Below are 18,171 nucleotides of genomic sequence, written 5' to 3' on the forward strand. Positions count from 1 at the left end.
GGGTTGGGGATGAGGAAAAATAGTATTAAGTCATTAAAAGTAAGCTTCGAGTCAATGTCGTTTAGCCATAAAACGCGATTTTGTGGCTAAGGGACGTTTGAATTACCCGCTTAGGCGGGTTTATTTTTGAGGCGATTTTATCGCAAAAAAAGTTGAGGAGTGGGGTTTTTGGGGTTTTAAATTTCACTTAAAAAGTTTTAAATGATCAACTTACTAAATTTCTAATTCAAAGTACTAAAATAAAATTTTCGAGGATCTTTAATTATATTTTTAAAGATTTGTAATGGTGACATCTTTAGTTAAAACAATGGTTAATCAATTACAATTTAGATCCTTTTTAGATCCAATTTACAAAAGTTAATGAAAGTGAGTGAAAAAAAGTGTTGCATCGTGTTTTTCCAATCACTATACTTTTTACACGGTTTTAGCTAATAGGCTAAAATTTAACAGAAAAGTATAAAATTGTAAATTAATCAAAAAATTACTTGACAGGATTGTCACATATGCATTATAATTTTCAACAGGCAACAGGCAACAGGCAACCTGGCCAACCTATCTTTTAAATTCATCTAAGTCCAGCACCCAGTTTAAATTTTTCAATAAAACTTATTTTTCCACGCAATTAAGTGAAATTCTGCGAGTTTTCGCGCGATCGCTTCCGCGCTCCTCTTCTCGATCTTTTTTCCGATCGTTTTTCGGATCCTCTTTCAGATCCTGTTTTCGATCCTTCGGCTTTTCCAAATTATCCCGGCAGATTGTTTTTTCCGTGGTTCTTTTCCTTCCTTTTTCCAGTCATGCATTGACATCACAGACAACTAGGAATGCGATACAGGGTAGTGTACCGTATTTGACTTTCGACGGTGGTCGTACACGTGCGGTTGATGTTAACGGTCTGCTTGGGATTACTTTATCTGACGGAACTAGGTACACGCCTTCAACCAATACTTCATCTTCTTCAGCACCAATCTCTTTGCCGGTTGTGGGTCAGAGTTTTGCTGATATTCGTATGTTCGTTCCTACTGATACTAATTCAGTCGCTTTGAGTTCTCTTATCGGTCCTCCTAATAATTATTGGGGGGATGATGATGGTGATTCTGGCGTTACAGCTACAGGTTCTTTAAGTTTATCTATCGTCGATAAAAACAATCGACCTGTATCACGTTATACAGTGTTAACGACATGTACTGATTCTGCACCTTATAAGGTTAAGTTATCCAGTACTGACGGTACATTATCGACTCGTTATGGCGTTCCTAATCGTAGTACTTTCAGTGCCCGTAGTGAGACTTATTACGTCAATCCTAAGGCTGGGCCTGTGGTTTGTTTTGCAAGGCCTAATTTGACTTACGGTACAGGTAATTATGCTGGCCCAGCTTCAATGTGGGACCCTGCTAATGGTTTTATCCCTCAGTCAACTGGCCTATCATCTTACGGTCAAAACTTTCCTACTACTGGTGCTAATGGATTGTACTTTGATTTACTCATTAGTGGTGTAAGTCAGCCATTGTCTTGGTCTTCTGTTTCTCAGGGTGGTATCACAGTCACAATGTCTAATTCTACTGCTACAAGCGTACGGGTTACTTTAACTGGTCCTTACGCTACCACATCCCAGCATAGTTCATCCACTCCTGGTCGTATTTCCACTCCATCTTTGCCTCAGACCTTCGAGTTGGTCGGTCGTGACAGTCAAGGTAATACTGTCGTCAAATATGGTTTTACTTTGAAGCAGTGGTTCGTCAACCGTGGTAATGTGTCTGATAACAATTATTCTCCTGTCTTATCTTGGTGTAATAGTATTGGTTATCGGATGCCTCGCATAAGGGATTTAACTAACGCTGTTCGTACAGATGTAGTCGTACCTAGCGCCACCCCTTCCTCGCCGGGTAATCATTTTATGCGTCATATAGGTTCAGGTTTTTTCACGGAGTGGGGCAAAATGGCTGATTATTCAGGCGTTGGCTTCTACAACTATTGGTACTGGACTAGTGACCCGACTGGTAGTTACCAGTTTATCGTGACCACAATCAACGGTTACGTGAATTGGCACTACGACTACACCTACCGCTATGGGCTTTGCGCCTATCCTTAGTTCTTATTCCTTCGTCCTTAATCCTTAATCCTTAATCCTTAGAGCGGGGGTGGGAGTGATAAAAAAAAGTATTAAGTGATTAAAAGTAAGCTGACTCAAGGAGTCAACGTCGTTTAGCCATAAAAAGCGATTTTGCGGCTTAGCGACGTTTGAATTACCCGCCTCGGCGGGTTTATTTTTGCGGTTTTTATCTCAAAAAAAGTTGAGGAGCGGGGTTTTTGAGGGTAACGTCTTGTTCTGTAAAATTATTAAAAACGCTAATTTTTAAATTCTAATATTGAATTTTTTTAAGGTTAATAATTGTGATTTTTTTAGGCTTTGTAAAGATGAGAATTTTAATGAAAACAATAGTCAGTCAATTCATTTTAGATCTTTTAGTGATCGTCTTTACGAAAGTTAGCAATTAAAATTTAAAACAAGATTGCATCATATTTTTCTAGTCATTATACTTCTTGTGTCATTTTATACAAATGAATGAAATTCCGTTAAAAAAACGTAAAATCTTAAATAAATCATAAATTTACTTGACAGGATTGTCGGCTATGTATTATAATTTTCAACAGGCAACAGGCAACAGGCAACTTGGCCAACCTATAATTTAAATTCGTCAAAGTTAAGCTTCCAACTTTTATTTTTCTCTAAAATTCATTATTTCACGAGGTTCATTAGACTTTTACGGATCTTCGTGGGATCTTTTTATCGATCCAATTTATTTCGGCAGATCTTTCTGGTTCTTTTACTGTCTATCCCTTTTTTTAGTCATGCATTAACATCGAAAACTAGTAATGTTATTTATGGTAGTGTTCCGTATTTGACGTTCGACGGGGGGCAAACCCGTGCAGTTAATACTGATGGTTTGCTTGGGATCACGTTATCTAATGGTATTCAATACACGCCTTCAACGAACATTTCATCAATTACGCCAATCGAGTTACCCGCAGTTGGTCAAAGTTTTACTGATATTGGTATGATGCTGCCAGTTGATACTAATTCAGCCTCGCTGAGTACACTTATCGGTTCACCTTATAATTTTTGGGGGGATGATGATGGCGATGGTGATATTTCTGCGACTGGTAGTTTAAGTTTGTCTATCGTTGATAGGGACAATCAATCGGTATCACGTGAAACTGTGTTAACGATGTGTAATGCGCCTTATCAGATTAAATTAACCAGTACTGAAGGTACATTAATGACACGTTATGGTCTTCCTCGCAGTAGTCATTTTAATGCAAGTGATGTGACTTACTTTGTCAATCCTAAGGCATCGCCGGTTATTTGTTTTGCTAAGCCTAACTTGCACGTTGGTAATCTTAATGAAGATGGTAAATCTCACGACTTCCGTGGTTCAGCTTTGATTTGGGACCCTGATAAAGGGTTTCTTACTCAATCAGCTACACCATCATCTTATAATTTGAATTTTCCGACAACCGGGGCTGATGGTTTGTATTTTGATTTAGATATTGGTGGTAGTAATCAAGCATTGTTTTGGGCTCCTGTTTCTCATAGCGGTATCACTGCTACGATGACAGATTCATCACCTACAAGTGTCCGTGTTACATTATCTGGTCCCGTTGCAACATCGTCTCAATGGAGTTCAGATAATCCGGGAAGTGTGCCTAGACCAGCTTTACCTCAGACTTTTGAGTTAGTCGGGCGGGATAGTGAAGGTAATGATGTTGTTAAGTATGGTTTTGTGTTAAAGCAATGGTTCGTTAACCGTGGGCACGTGAATAAGATTCTAAGTAATCAAATAGCTTGGTGTGATGATATAGGTTATCGTCTGCCTGCGGTTAAAGATTTAACTAATGCTTCTTGTCGAGGGACTAATTCCGGTTCTCACTGTCAAGGTTCAGTTGGTGCAACACCTGCGTCACCGAGTAATTTTTATCAGCGTAGTATTGGTGCCGGTTTTTTTACTGAGTGGGGCTATTTGTACCAACACTCTGGAGGTAGCTTTAGAGGTGCTTGGTATTGGACTAGTGATCGCCATGCTAGTGGTCAGTTTGTAGTGAATTCGCATTATGGCAATATATTTTGGAATGATCCTAATCTTCCACCATTTGGCATGTGTGTGACAGATTAGCTTTTAGTTGTTTTTCTTCGGTTAGGGAATCGTTGATGTACAGGCAATTAAAAAGCGATTTTGTGGTGTCGAAGTTTAAGCTATCCGCCTCAATTGGGGCGGATTTATTAAAATGATACGGTAAAAAAAGTTGAGGAACGGGGTTTTTGAACCCCAAAATCCTTTTATTGTTCCTTCCATATTCAACTTTTTATTTTTGATTTTCTGCTGGGTTGCCTGAATATGGAAAATGGCTGTCTTTTAGTTGGAATGAGAAATCTTTAGTATCAACTTCCCCAACGGTTTTATCACTGTCATAGAGCGCTAGTAAGAATTCAGCCATTTGGTCGGCAGAATGATATTTGGCAAAACTTTTGTCATAATTATATTCACTGACATTGTTGGCTTTTTTGCCAAATTCAGTTTGCGTTGCTGCTGGGGCGAGTACTTTGGCTCTTAGTTTTGCGTTAGTCTGTATTAGTTCTTGAGCAAGCCCTTCTGTAAAGGAGCTGACGTAAAATTTGGTGGCACAATAGGTTACCGCGTTAGGTACAATGGTATAACCACCTCGTGATGAGATGTTAATCAGTTGTGTGTTGGTGTGATTATGGTATTTACGTACATAAAGGGTTGATAGGATGGTTAATGCTTCTATGTTTAGGTGGAGCATTGACTCAATTTTAGTTAACTCTTGTGTACTTACACTACCATAATGTCCAAAACCAGCATTGTTGATCCACGTTTCGATAAAGTAATTTCTTAGTTCATTAAATAATGTGTAGATGGATTGTATATCGGTGAGATCACAAACTTTAATAATGACTTCTATGTCGGGGTTGATTGTTTCTATTTGGTTTTTTAATGATTCTAAATTTTCTATTCTTCTTGCTATTATAATAAGGTCTTTGTTTCTTTTTGCAAAAGCGATTGCTGTTGCGTAACCTATGCCTGAGCTAGCTCCGGTGATGACTGTATATCTTTTTTCAGCGTTAATAGTTTCTGTTTCTGTTTCGATATCCATTTCTATTTCAATTTCCATTTCGTATCCTTTTTATATCCGTATCTATGTTCCAATTAATCAATTTTAGTCGCTCGCATTAAAATTGTTTAGCGAACATTAAAGTTCGCACATATGATAACAATTTTTTGTTTAGAGTATTTTCTTTTTTTAATTAAGGATGTGTATTATATTTATATATAAAATGACTATAAATAGTGTCAAAATTTATTTATTAACAACTGGTGGTTGATAATATGGATTTAGTTAAGTGTATGGAAGCTTTTGTGATAACGGTTAAGACCGGATCGTTTGCTGCAACTTCAATCTCTTTAAATACCTCTCCACAAATGGTCGCGAAGTATATTTTGTTTTTAGAAAATTATTTGGGCTTAAAGTTGTTAAATAGAACGACGCGATCGCAAAATTTGACCGAGTTTGGCAAGCAGTATTATGAGCGATGTCTATTTATTTTAAGTGAGATTAAGAATACTAAGACATTAGCACAAACATATAGTAAGGAGCCGAAAGGTCGTTTAAGAATTAGTGCACCGGTGAGTTATGGTCAATTTAATTTGGTTCCGGTTATCAGCCATTTTATGAAATGTTATCCGAAGGTGAATATTGATATTCAGTTAAACGATCGTTATGTTGATTTAGTTAAAGATGATTTTGATGTGGTGTTTCGAATCGGTTCTTTAAGTGATTCGGGATTAATTGCGAGAAAGCTTAGTGATTTGCAACTTATTTTTGCTGCATCGCCAAGTTATTTGGCTCGTTATGGTGTGCCAGCGGTACCTGATGATTTGAAGAAACATCAATGTTTGATCTATCAATATGTTAATTCAAACAAAAAAGATAATTTGTGGCCGTTTAAGATAAATGGTGAATTGATTAATGTTCCAATTACAGGATCATTTCAAAGTAATAATACGGCAGCACTAGCTGTGGCCGCCCTTGAAGGGTTAGGTATTACGATGTTACCTGAGTCGACGTTGAGAGAGTCAATTAAACAAAATAAATTAATCCCAGTTTTACAAAATTTTTTACCGCCGGCGAGGGAAGTCCATTTGTTGTATACCGCCGATAAGCAACGGTTGCCTAAGCTCAATATTTTTATCGATTTTATTATTAATGCGATGACTTAATCAGGATAAATAAAAAAAGCGATCTGATGATCGCTTTTTTATTAATTTTTATTGAATTATTTTATTGTTGCAAGTGTGCTTACTTCTTTACCTAACATATTGTTTAGGTAATCTAGATCACTTGCCGTTAAGGTTCCAACTGCATATTTTAACTGTAATAAACTTGTTAAATAGTTGTATTTAGCATCAGAAAGATTTCGTTTTGAGCTATACAGTTGTGTTGTTGCGTTAAGTACGTCAACGATAGTACGTGTTCCCACTTGGTATCCAGAAGAGGTTGCTTCTAATGAGCTTTGTGCTGAAACAACCGCTTGTTGATAAGCTTTAATCGCACTGATCGATGATGAGATGTTGTTGTAAGATGAGCGGATTTGGTTAATCACACTACGATTAGTACTTTCAAGTTTTTCACTTGAGCTTACGAAGCTGTGTTGTGCTTGTTGTACTTGTGATACTGTTGCGCCACCAGAGAATAGTGGTAAGCTAACGCTAACCCCAATTCTGTTATCACCTGCATATTTTTTACCGGCAGTATGACGCTTGTAATTGGTATCACCATAACTCTCGCTTTTATTTAGGTTGGTTGATGCTTCTAAGCTAGCAGTAGGCATAAAACCGGATTGAGCCATTTTGATTTGGTCGCGAGCAATCTCTTGGTTTAACTTCATTGTTAATAAATTGAGATTAGTGGTTTCAGATTGTTTTAACAATGTGTTGATTTGAGTTGGTTGCTCAGTTCTAAAGGTTTTAGTGTCAACGCTGGCAAGTTGAGAATAGAAGCGTCCACTTACTTGGCGTAATGCTTCAAGCGCATTATTTAAATCATTTAATGCATTAACTTGTTGTGCAACAGTTAAGTCGTAATTTGCTTGAGCATTTTGTACGTCGGTAATAGCAACTAGCCCAACTTGATGTTGTTGGCGAGTTTGTTCTAATTGACGACCAATTGCTTTTTTCTGTGCATCGATAAAGCTTAATGCATCAAGGGCTTTTAATACGTTAAAATAGGCTACCGAGGTGTTTAAAATTAATGTTTGGCCTTGGTATTGATAAGAGATATCCGCAATAGTGGCTTGTTTTTTGGTGATATCTAACGCTTTCCAATTAGAAAAATTAAAGATACTTTGTGATACACCAACTTGGTATAAGCTACCGCTTTTAGATTTAACACCGCTATCGTCTCGACGTCCATGTGATACACCATAAGAAGCACTAAGGCCAACTTGCGGAAGTAAGCTTGCACGAGAACCTGAAATTGCTGAGTAAGCTTTATCTTTTTCAGCTAATGAACTGCGTAGATCTGGGTTGGTTTGTTTCGCTTGTTCATAAACCTGTACTAAGTTTTCAGCAAACACAGATTGACTTAATGCTAAGCCAATTAAAAAGGTTAAAGTTTTTTTCATTAATCTTCTCTTTAAAAGCAATAAAATAGAATAATATTTTCAATTGCATAATTTTAACAGATAATTAGCATATAGAAAGTATACTTATTCGTGATTCGCACTTTTTATTAAAATTTAGCTTAAAATTGAGAATTTGATATGAAATTTAAACCTGTGCTTTATAACAAGAAAGATGTTTTTAATTTAACTAAACGCATTTTATATAAGGGCTTTTTTTCGTTATTGGAATACCGTTTTCAATACCGTAAATTTGATGGTTCAATCAGTGAGGTGGTGAGTCGCGAAATTCTGGAGCGTGGCCATGCTGTGGTGCTTTTAGCATATGATGATAAGCGTGATGAAGTTGTGCTTATTGAGCAAATTCGGATAGCTGCAATTGAGACAGAAGATTCGCCTTGGATGTTAGAGTTGATTGCCGGGATGATGGATCATGAGAATGAGTCGATTGAAGAAGTAGCAAAACGAGAGGCCTTGGAAGAGGCGGGTATTGTTGTTGGGCAATGTAAGCCAATTATTAGTTATCTTGCATCACCAGGTGGTTTAACTGAGAAGTTACATGTTTTGGTTGGTCAGGTTGATGCTTCAACCGCAAAAGGTGTGCACGGTTTAGCTGAAGAAAACGAGGATATCAAGGTTCATGTAGTCAGCCGTGAGCAAGCCTATAAGTGGGTTGAAGAAGGCGTAATTAATAATGCGGCATCAATTATTGCATTACAATGGTTACAACTTAATCATTCGACACTAAGAAATGAGTGGAAATAAGCTATTTTTGTTAAATTCAGGAAATTATTGCTTCCCTAAAAATAAATTTTATTTTACAATTTAGTATAACATCATGATTTAAAAATAAAAAATTGTGATGTTGATCACAATATCAATTCTATTGCTGGCATGATTTCATATATATAATTATTGAGGTAGATTTTGGCGTCACTTTTAACGCTTCAAATACAGAATAAGCATTGTGCAAATATTTTGCATATTACTGATACACATCTGTTTGCTGATGAGGATGGTGCTTTATTAGGCATTAAGTCAAATGCGAGTTTTTTATCGGTTATTAATGAAATTAAGCGCGGTAATAGAAAGTATGATTTGATCGTTGCAACAGGTGACTTTGTGCAAGATGGTTCGAAGAAATCCTATGCCCGCTTTGCCGAGCAGATTAAGCAGTTTAATACGCCATGTGTTTGGTTGGCTGGTAATCATGATAATTTTAGTTATATGCAGGAAGTTTTTTCGAATTACCAACTGGCTGAAAATAAAGTGGTATCGCTAGGTGATAATTGGTTGATTGTGCTTTTAAATAGCCAAGTTGTTGGTCAGGCATGTGGTTTGTTACCTCAATCTGAGTTGCAATTTCTTGAAAAGACGTTATTAGCTCATACTGATAAAAATGTGATGGTCTTTTTGCATCACCATCCTATTAATTCGGGTTGTCATTGGTTAGATGAGCATATTTTAAAAAATAGTAATGAACTTGAGGAAATCGTTAAAAAATTTCCTTCAATAAAAGGTCTTGGTTGGGGGCATATTCATCAACAACAAGATCATGTTTGGCATAATTGCCACGCGTTTTCTACACCATCTACTTGTTTTCAATTCAAGCCAAATTGTTATGAGTTTCAATTATCTAATGATGAAGCTCCAGGCTGGCGTGAAATTAAGCTTAATGAAGATGGAACAATTGAATCTAACGTTTTCCGTATTGCAGATAATCTGTTTTTGCCTGATGTTTCGCAAAAAGGTTACTAATATCTATCTTTTCAAAGGTTACTCAAACGTTAATTTTTACAACGATTGTTTAGAGCAATGGAGCAAAAAAATAAAATAGTCTTTCAACAATCCGTTGCCAGATTGGTCGTTTTTTCCATTTTTCAATATCCACTTTGTCTGATTGTGATAAATATTGTTCTAACAGTGTAGATAGTGATTTTGCAAACTGTGCATCATCAATTACCGTTGTGATTTCAAAATTGAGCCATAAACTTCGCATATCTAAGTTAACGGTTCCAACTAAACTAAGTTGGTTGTCGATTAATACACTTTTGGTATGGAGTAAATTATCGTTAAATTGATAAAGCTTAACCCCACCGTTTAATAATTCAGAAAAGAATGCTCGACTTGCCCATTTGACCATTAGCGAATCATTCTTTTTAGGGACGATGATGATTACTTCAACACCTCGTTGAGCGGCTGTACATACTGCATGTAAAATATCATCACTTGGTACTAAATATGGCGTTGTGAATATAATTTGTTCTTGAGCTGAGTAGATTGCGGTTAAGAGTACCTGATGGATCATGTTTTCAGTATAACCAGGACCTGAAGCAATCAGTTGCATAATATGTTTTTTATCTTCTGGCGGCTCTGCGAAATCAGTAATTTGAGGAAGGGCTAAATATTTTCCTGTTTCTAGTTCCCAGTCACTGGCGTATATTGCACCCATTAGTGTGGTTACTGGACCACACATTCTGATCATGATATCAACCCACTCCCCAACATGTTTATTTTGTTTGAAGAATCGTGGATCTACGATGTTCATGCTACCAGTATATGAGATGTAGTTGTCAATAATGGCGACTTTTCGATGTTGTCGTAAATCAAGTCGTCTAAACATAAATCTTAATAGATTAACCTGCAATGCTTCGATGATGGTTATGCCTGCGTCTCGCATTCTTTGGCTGGCTTTGGAGCGGATAAAATGTCGACTACCGGCTGAGTCAATCATTAGGCGACAGGTGACGCCTCGTTGTGTGGCTTGTATAAGCGCTTGTTCAACATCGTCAGCTCTACCACCTTCGTTCCAGATGTAAAAGACCATTTCGATATTTGACTTGGCTTGGTTTATGTCTTGAATTAGTTGGTCAAAAATGGCATCGGTATTGCTCAGTAATTCAATGTGGTTGCCTCTGATCCCATCAAGACCTGTTTGATGTTTGCAGAGTTGAAAAATGGGTTTACTAACCTGGCTGACTTTGGTGGTAAAGATGTCAGGAAAATCACTTAACCGATTAATAAATTTTGTAATAGTCGGGCGCATTCTTTGCGCACGTTTAGCTCTTTGCTGACCAAGATGAGCTTCACCTAGTGCAAAATAGAGAATGACACCAATTATAGGTAATATATATATTACTAACATCCATGCGATTACGTAAGTGGTTGGTCGTCTTTTAAAGACAATACGTAAGGTGGTTGACACAATAAGCAACCAGTAAACAAGAAATATTAATGTACTTACTAAGGCATGAAATGATGTAAATTGCATAATTATCAGCTATAACTTAAGTTTAGTTTACTAATTGGGTCTTTAGTACAATCGAAATTTTGAAATATTTCAGGCAACGGTTTTGGATTATTATGTTTATCTACAGAAACATAAGTAAATGTCGCGTCAGTAATGCAGAAGCGTTGTGTTGCATTATCAGCATCTGTTATTTTTTTTATCCAAACTTCAATACCAATTGTAATGGATGTTGTACCGGTTTTTATACAATGTGCATAACAACAAACAACATCGCCAACCATTGCTGGTTTGTAGAAGGTGATACTACTTGCATTTACTGTTACTACTCTTCTTTTAGCAATTTCTTTAGCTAAAATACCACCGGCTAAATCCATTTGTGACATTATCCACCCGCCAAATATATGGCCATGAGGGTTGGTGTCTGCTGGCATGGCTAAAGTGCGTAAAACGAGTTGTCCATTAGGGTTATCTTGCGTCATGTTGAAAGTACTCCTACTTATATTTTTTTATCCGTTATCAGCCATTTTATTCATATGCCGATAGATGTAAATGCCCGATATCAATGACATGACTAATGATGCAATCGGTAAAATAAATACTTTGAAGATCCAGAAGAAATCACTTGATGCATAATAGGTTGCAACTAGGCTAAATGAACCGCAAACCGTAAAAAAAGCGATCCATATCAAGTTGAGTTTATTCCAAATAGCGATATCGAGATGTATCTCTTTACCTAACATTTTTTGTAGTAGATTTTTTTTGAAACCAAACTGACTAATAGATAATGCAGCAGCAAATAAGAAGTTTATGATGGTTACTTTCCATTTAATTATGTCTTGATTTTGCGTATAAAGTGTTATGCCACCAAAAATCATTATCATCAGATAGGAGACGAGCTCGACTTTATCAATTTTTTTATACATAACAAGAATAATTAAAAATGAGATGGTTGCTGAAACCATCAAGGCTTGTACGCCAACAAAAATATCGTAAATTGTTAAAAATATAAAAAAGACGATAAGTGGTATAAAATTTAATAGCTGCTTCATTTAATTATTAACCTGAAAGATAAAAGTAAGAGTTCTCAATAAGTGAAAAGCCTATTAAATAGGCTTATTTTTTTGTATGAAGTTCCGGATGAGTTTTACAGTTACCTGATTTGCAATGACCATAAAGATATAAGCTATGAAAGGTGAGTTCCACGCCATATTGCTCTGCAATTTCTTTTTGACGTTTGTTGATAATTTCGTCTCGAAATTCAAAAACTTCTCCACAATCTAAACAAATTAAGTGGTCATGATGTTTTTGTGAGGCAAGCTCAAAAACGGCTCTTCCTCCTTCAAAATTGTGGCGTGTTACAATACCCGCATCATCAAATTGATTCAATACACGATATACTGTAGCAAGACCAATCTCTTCGCCCATATCAAGTAGTTTTTTATAAAGATCTTCCACAGTAATGTGTTGGCATGAAGGATCGCGTAGTAATTCTAAAATTTTTAATCGCGGTAACGTAACCTTTAAACCCGCACTTTTGAGTGCTGCATTGTTATCTTTATCATGATTTGTCATATTACATTCCAATTTAGTTAATTAATTAGGCATATTATAAAATATGAACGGAAAATAAAATAAATCACTCTGATAGATCAAATATTCATTTCGGTTTTTACTTGGTTTACCCAATTATTAATTCTTTCTTCTGTTAATTCAGGTTGGCGATCTTCATCAATGGCTAAACCTACAAAGTGGTTGTCATCAACTAAGCTTTTAGATGCTTCAAAACTGTAACCTTCAGTAGACCAATGACCAACAATTTTTGCGCCTTTAGGTTCGATAATATCGCGAATTGTTCCCATTGCATCACAAAAATATTCAGCATAATCTTCTTGGTCACCACAGCCAAATATTGCGACTGTTTTGCCATTAAAGTCAACGTTTTCTAAGTTAGGAAAAAAATCATCCCAATCCGCTTGAGACTCACCGTAATACCAAGTTGGAATACCAAAAAATAAGAAGTCATATTTTTCGATATGTTCTTTTGTTGTTTTTGCGATATCAAAAAGATCTGCTTTGTCTGTACCTAAAATTTGTTGGATTTGTTTAGCTACATTTTCTGTGTTGCCTGTGTCACTACCAAAAAAAATTCCAACTTGTGCCATATTTTTACCTTTACTGTTTTTACAATATACATGTTTTGAGTATAACACTGTCGGTAGTTATCAGCAATAATTCTCAATTACTCCAAACATAAGTAATTATTTACTACACAATTTTTTCAACTTGAATTAAAATTAGCCACTATTTTATGGCAATCGACGTTTCGGAATTATTTATGAATCTGCATGAGTATCAATCAAAACACCTATTTAAACAATATAATTTGCCAGTGCCAGAAGGTTATGTGTGTAATTCAATCGATGAAATACAAGATACATTGGCTGAGCTCTCTTCTCAATCTAATGCTTGGGTAGCAAAGTGCCAAGTTCATGCAGGCGGACGTGGTAAGTCTGGCGGGGTAATTTGTACTAAAGATTTTAATGAAATTAGATTGTTTGCTGAAAAATGGTTAGGTCAATATTTAGTGACTTATCAAACAACGTCTAAAGGGCAACCAGTTAATAAAATTTTAATTGAAAAAGCGTCTAATATAGAGAAAGAGCTTTATTTAGGGGCGGTTGTTGATCGTAGTACAAAACGCATTGTGATTATGGCATCTACCGAAGGTGGTGTTGAGATCGAAAAAGTCGCTGAGCAATCGCCACATTTAATTCATAAAATATCACTCGACCCTTTAACAGGACCATGCGGATATCAAGGCCGAGAGTTAGCTTTTAAACTTGGCTTAACCGGTAAATTAGTCAATCAATTCGCTAAATTATTTGTTAATTTTGCTAATCTTTTCATTGAAAAAGATGTTTCTTTAGCAGAAGTCAATCCTTTAGTTATTACCGATACACAGGAGTTAATCTGTCTAGATGCTAAAGTTGTGCTAGATGATAATGCTATGTTTAGACATCCTGATTTAGTCGTATTAAGAGATACTACACAGGAAGACGAACGGGAGTCGATAGCGGCTAAACAAGGCATTAGCTATGTATCTTTAGATGGCAATATTGGTTGCATGGTTAATGGCGCAGGCCTTGCTATGGCAACTATGGATATGATTAAACTTTATGGTGGTGAGCCAGCAAACTTTTTAGATGTTGGTGGTGGCACGACAAAAGAACGGGTTGCCGAAGCCTTTAAATTGATACTTTCTGATAAAAATGTGAAAGCAATATTAGTCAATATTTTTGGTGGTATTGTTCGCTGCGATCTTATTGCTAATGGCATTATTGATGCAATTAAGGAAATAGGTTTGACTGTTCCTGTTGTCGTTCGTCTTGAAGGTAATAATGCAGAACTAGCAAGAGATATTTTAGCTAAAAGTAAATTAAATGTTATTACCGCAAAAAGTTTAGTCGATGCAGCCCAACAGATCGTCAGTGTTGCACAATAAGAGAATGGGTGGAGAATAATTACTATGTCAATTTTGATTAATAAAGATACAAAAGTTATTTGTCAGGGATTTACTGGCAGCCAAGGTACATTCCATTCTGAACAAGCACTGGCTTATGGTACTAAATTAGTTGGTGGTGTAACACCAGGCAAAGGTGGTACGACACATTTAGGTTTACCTGTTTTTAATACCGTTAAAGAAGCAGTTGAAGCAACCGGTGCAACTGCAACCGTTATTTATGTTCCCGCTGCTTTTGGTAAAGATTCAATTTTAGAAGCCATTGATGCAGGTATAAAATTAATCGTCTGTATTACAGAAGGCATTCCAACCTTGGATATGCTTATTGTTAAAGAAAAATTAACCCAAAATGATGTTGTGATGATTGGTCCAAATTGCCCAGGAATTATTGTTCCTGATGAGTGTAAAATTGGTATCATGCCTGGACATATTCATTTAGCTGGTAAAGTTGGGATTGTTTCGCGTTCAGGTACGCTAACTTATGAAGCAGTTAAACAAACAACTGATATTGGATTAGGCCAATCCGTTTGCGTCGGAATCGGTGGTGATCCCATTCCCGGCAGTGATTTTATTTCAATATTAAAATTACTCCAACAAGATCCTAAAACAGAAGCAATAGTTATGATTGGTGAAATTGGTGGTAGCGCAGAAGAAGAAGCCGCCAACTATATTAAACATCATGTTACTAAACCTGTGGTTGCTTATATAGCTGGTGTTTCGGCCCCAGCCGGCAAACGTATGGGACATGCAGGTGCAATCATTTCTGGCAATAAAGGTACCGCAGCAGAAAAAACTAAAGCACTGCAATCAGCAGGTGTTACTGTTGTAAGTAGCTTAGCTCAAATTGGTGAAGCAATAAAAAAACATTTTTAAGTTTTATTTTTTTGACATTAATCAATTTTTATTCATTAAATTTTGTTGTACAATAATAACGTTACAAAATTTGTGGGCATTTAAGGATAAGGGAGCGCTTTATGTTAGATATAGTAGAACTGTCACGCCTTCAGTTTGCACTCACTGCGATGTATCATTTTATTTTTGTACCATTAACGCTAGGTATGGCGTTTATGCTTGCAATTATGGAAACGGTATACGTTGTTAGTGGTAAGCAAGTCTGGAAAGATATGACTAAATTCTGGGGTAAACTATTTGGTATCAACTTCGCTGTTGGTGTTGCTACTGGTTTAACTATGGAATTTCAGTTTGGTACAAATTGGTCTTATTATTCGCATTATGTAGGTGATATTTTCGGTGCACCGCTTGCAATAGAAGGATTAATGGCATTTTTCTTAGAATCAACCATGGTTGGTTTATTCTTTTTTGGATGGGATAGATTAAGCCGTGGCAAGCATTTAATGGTCACTTGGTGTGTGGCTTTTGGTTCTAATCTTTCTGCGCTCTGGATTTTAGTTGCCAATGGTTGGATGCAGTTCCCTGTCGGCTCAGACTTTAATCCGATTAACTCAAGAATGGAAATGCAAAGTTTTTTTGAGTTAATTACCAATTCTGTTGCTCAATATAAATTCGTTCACACCGTAGCAGCGGGTTATTTAACTGGTGCTATTTTTGTCTTAAGTATTAGTTCATATTATTTACTCAAAAAACGTGATTTACCATTTGCTAAGCGCTCTTTTGCTGTAGCTGCAGTATTTGGTTTTATTATGTCAATTGTGGTCGCTATTATGGGTGATGAAGCTGGTCATGAAATGACTACTGTACAGCCGGTTAAATTAGCTGCAATTGAAGCTGAATGGGAAACTCAACCAGCACCTGCGTCGTTCAACGTTCTTGCGTTCCCTTCACAAGAGAAAAAAGAGAACTTGTTTGCGGTTGAAATTCCTTATGCGATGGGAATTATGACAACTCGCTCATTAGATACCAAAGTAACTGGTTTAAAAGATATTTTAGCGGTTAATGAGACTCGAATTCGTAATGGTATTTTAGCGTATTCAAATTTAGAAAAAATTCAAAAAGGTGATAAAGACCCTGCGGTATTAAAAGCCTTTGAAGATAATAAAGTTGATTTAGGCTATGGTTACCTAGTTAAACGTTTTACCGATAAAGATAACCTAACAATTCCAGAAGCTACTGAAGAACATATTAAAGCAGCGACTGAAGATTCAATCCCAGCTGTATGGCCTTTATTCTGGGCATTTAGAGGAATGGTTGGCTTTGGTTTATTAATGATTTTAGGTACTGGCCTTGCTTTATGGTCAACTTACAAAAATAAAATTGGTGAAAAACGTTGGTTATGCCGTTTACTTCTTTTATCACTCCCATTCCCTTGGTTAGCATGTGAATGTGGTTGGTTTGTTGCAGAATATGGTCGTCAACCTTGGGCAATTCAAGACATATTGCCAACTGGAGTAGCTAATTCATCATTAACTCCAGGTGAAGTACTATTCACTATGGTTCTTATTTGTGGACTTTATACAATGTTCTTAGTTGCTGAGATGTTCTTAATGTTTAAGTTTGCTCGATTAGGACCAAGCTCTTTAGGTACTGGCAGCTATCATTATGAAAAAACACAATCGATATCAGAATAAGGCATAGGGAGTATATACAATGATTGATTATGAAATTGTAAGAGTCACCTGGTGGGTGCTGATTAGCGTTGTGTTAATCGCTTTTGTTGTCACCGATGGTTTTGATATGGGTGTTGGTATCTTACTACCATTTATTGGCAAAACTGATACTGAACGCCGTATTATGATAAATGCAATAGCACCACACTGGGATGGTAACCAAGTTTGGTTAATTACTGGTGGTGCAGGTATTTTTGCTGCTTGGCCTATGGCTTATGCGGTATCTTTTTCCGGATTTTATATTGCGATGATTTTGGTGTTATGTGCACTGTTTTTTAGACCAATTGGGTTTGATTATCGTAGTAAATTAGAAAATTCTAAATGGCGTAATATGTGGGATATTGCAATCTTTTTAGGTAGCTTTGTTCCTGCTCTTGTTTTCGGTGTTGCATTCGGAAACTTGTTAGAAGGCGTTCCATTTAGATTTGATAATAGTTATCGCTCTTTTTATGATGGGTCATTTTTTGGTTTACTTAACCCATTTGCAATATTAGCAGGTGTTGTGAGTTTAATGTTAATCGTTGCTCATGGTGGTGCTTGGTTGCAAATGAAAACTTCTGGTGAACTTTATTTAAGAGCAAGAAAAGCAACTCAAATAGCTAGTTTAATTATGTTAATTGCATTTGTATTAGCTGGAGTTTGGGTTGCCTTCGGTATTCATGGTTATGAGGTAACTAGCGCTATAGATCCTAATGGTGTTTCAAACCCATTGAGCAAAACTGTTTCGACAGATGTTTCATGGTTAAAAAATTACATGAACTATCCAATATTATGGGTTGTACCAGCTTTAGGTGTTTTATTACCTTTATTTACTATTTTATTTTCTAGTTTAAATAAAAATGGATTAGTGTTTTTATCTTCTGCACTAACCATTGCTTGTGTATTACTGACATATGGTATTGCGACATTCCCATTCATCATTCCTTCAAGCATTATGCCAAATGCGAGTTTGACAATTTGGGACGCATCTTCTAGCCAATTAACACTTAATATCATGTTTGGTGTAGCACTAATCTTTGTACCACTCATTCTGTTCTATACCACATGGTGTTACATTAAGATGTTTGGCCGTTTAGATAAAAATCATATTGAAAATAATAAACATTCACTTTATTAAGGA

General features: G+C 36.3%; 16 protein-coding genes. 9 read left to right on the top strand and 7 right to left on the bottom strand.

The features are described from left to right. Positions 1-766 precede the first annotated feature (766 nt). Positions 767-2,089 (top strand): hypothetical protein, encoded by a 1,323-nt coding sequence (locus J3U27_RS01215; protein ID WP_267376615.1) that lies wholly within the window; start codon positions 767-769, stop codon positions 2,087-2,089. Positions 2,090-2,774: 685 nt separating this feature from the next. Next, positions 2,775-4,172, top strand: coding sequence for a hypothetical protein (locus J3U27_RS01220; RefSeq protein ID WP_267376618.1), 1,398 nt, complete (start codon positions 2,775-2,777; stop codon positions 4,170-4,172). Positions 4,173-4,362: 190 nt separating this feature from the next. Here J3U27_RS01220 and J3U27_RS01225 read toward each other — a convergent pair whose 3' ends face one another. After that, a complete protein-coding gene (locus J3U27_RS01225) occupies positions 4,363-5,190 on the bottom strand; it encodes an SDR family NAD(P)-dependent oxidoreductase (RefSeq protein ID WP_267376621.1) in 828 nt (275 codons plus the stop codon). Positions 5,191-5,405: 215 nt separating this feature from the next. On the opposite strand from J3U27_RS01225, the gene J3U27_RS01230 reads away from it, so the two are divergent. Next, positions 5,406-6,296: a LysR family transcriptional regulator gene (locus J3U27_RS01230; protein ID WP_065734255.1), complete on the top strand. Its 891-nt coding sequence runs from the start codon at positions 5,406-5,408 to the stop codon at positions 6,294-6,296. Positions 6,297-6,352: 56 nt separating this feature from the next. Here J3U27_RS01230 and tolC read toward each other — a convergent pair whose 3' ends face one another. Continuing rightward, complete coding sequence (gene tolC, locus J3U27_RS01235) at positions 6,353-7,699, bottom strand: outer membrane channel protein TolC (RefSeq protein WP_267330096.1); 1,347 nt, start codon at positions 7,697-7,699, stop codon at positions 6,353-6,355. A gap of 138 nt (positions 7,700-7,837) precedes the next feature. On the opposite strand from tolC, the gene nudF reads away from it, so the two are divergent. Beyond that, on the top strand, positions 7,838-8,461 hold the full coding sequence (nudF, locus tag J3U27_RS01240; RefSeq protein WP_220225073.1) for an ADP-ribose diphosphatase: 624 nt from the start codon (positions 7,838-7,840) through the stop codon (positions 8,459-8,461). Positions 8,462-8,623: 162 nt separating this feature from the next. Further along, complete coding sequence (gene cpdA, locus J3U27_RS01245; protein ID WP_267338240.1) at positions 8,624-9,454, top strand: 3',5'-cyclic-AMP phosphodiesterase; 831 nt, start codon at positions 8,624-8,626, stop codon at positions 9,452-9,454. A 49-nt stretch (positions 9,455-9,503) separates the two neighbouring features. Here cpdA and cls read toward each other — a convergent pair whose 3' ends face one another. From cls to fldA, 5 genes are all read right to left on the bottom strand, one after another. Continuing rightward, positions 9,504-10,967, bottom strand: coding sequence for a cardiolipin synthase (cls, locus tag J3U27_RS01250; protein WP_267330098.1), 1,464 nt, complete (start codon positions 10,965-10,967; stop codon positions 9,504-9,506). Between the two features lie 5 nt (positions 10,968-10,972). Beyond that, on the bottom strand, positions 10,973-11,425 hold the full coding sequence (gene yciA, locus J3U27_RS01255; RefSeq protein WP_065562254.1) for an acyl-CoA thioester hydrolase YciA: 453 nt from the start codon (positions 11,423-11,425) through the stop codon (positions 10,973-10,975). A gap of 27 nt (positions 11,426-11,452) precedes the next feature. Continuing rightward, on the bottom strand, positions 11,453-11,995 hold the full coding sequence (locus tag J3U27_RS01260; RefSeq protein ID WP_220225071.1) for an inner membrane-spanning protein YciB: 543 nt from the start codon (positions 11,993-11,995) through the stop codon (positions 11,453-11,455). A gap of 64 nt (positions 11,996-12,059) precedes the next feature. Further along, positions 12,060-12,518 carry a ferric iron uptake transcriptional regulator gene (gene fur / locus J3U27_RS01265; RefSeq protein WP_065562252.1) on the bottom strand — a complete coding sequence of 153 codons (459 nt, stop codon included), beginning with the start codon at positions 12,516-12,518 and terminating at the stop codon, positions 12,060-12,062. Between the two features lie 77 nt (positions 12,519-12,595). Continuing rightward, on the bottom strand, positions 12,596-13,108 hold the full coding sequence (fldA, locus tag J3U27_RS01270) for a flavodoxin FldA (RefSeq protein WP_065562251.1): 513 nt from the start codon (positions 13,106-13,108) through the stop codon (positions 12,596-12,598). A gap of 173 nt (positions 13,109-13,281) precedes the next feature. Between fldA and sucC the strand changes: the two genes are divergently transcribed. From sucC to cydB, 4 genes are all read left to right on the top strand, one after another. Continuing rightward, positions 13,282-14,448 (top strand): ADP-forming succinate--CoA ligase subunit beta, encoded by a 1,167-nt coding sequence (gene sucC / locus J3U27_RS01275; RefSeq protein ID WP_065562250.1) that lies wholly within the window; start codon positions 13,282-13,284, stop codon positions 14,446-14,448. A 24-nt stretch (positions 14,449-14,472) separates the two neighbouring features. Next, positions 14,473-15,339: a succinate--CoA ligase subunit alpha gene (gene sucD, locus J3U27_RS01280; protein WP_267376624.1), complete on the top strand. Its 867-nt coding sequence runs from the start codon at positions 14,473-14,475 to the stop codon at positions 15,337-15,339. 101 nt (positions 15,340-15,440) lie between these two features. Next, positions 15,441-17,012: a cytochrome ubiquinol oxidase subunit I gene (locus tag J3U27_RS01285; protein WP_267376626.1), complete on the top strand. Its 1,572-nt coding sequence runs from the start codon at positions 15,441-15,443 to the stop codon at positions 17,010-17,012. A gap of 19 nt (positions 17,013-17,031) precedes the next feature. Further along, on the top strand, positions 17,032-18,168 hold the full coding sequence (cydB, locus tag J3U27_RS01290) for a cytochrome d ubiquinol oxidase subunit II (RefSeq protein ID WP_065562247.1): 1,137 nt from the start codon (positions 17,032-17,034) through the stop codon (positions 18,166-18,168). The last annotated feature ends 3 nt before the right edge of the window (positions 18,169-18,171 follow it).

The organism is Gilliamella sp. B2911 (assembly GCF_026536965.1).
Taxonomy (GTDB): Bacteria; Pseudomonadota; Gammaproteobacteria; order Enterobacterales; family Orbaceae; genus Gilliamella; species Gilliamella apicola_E.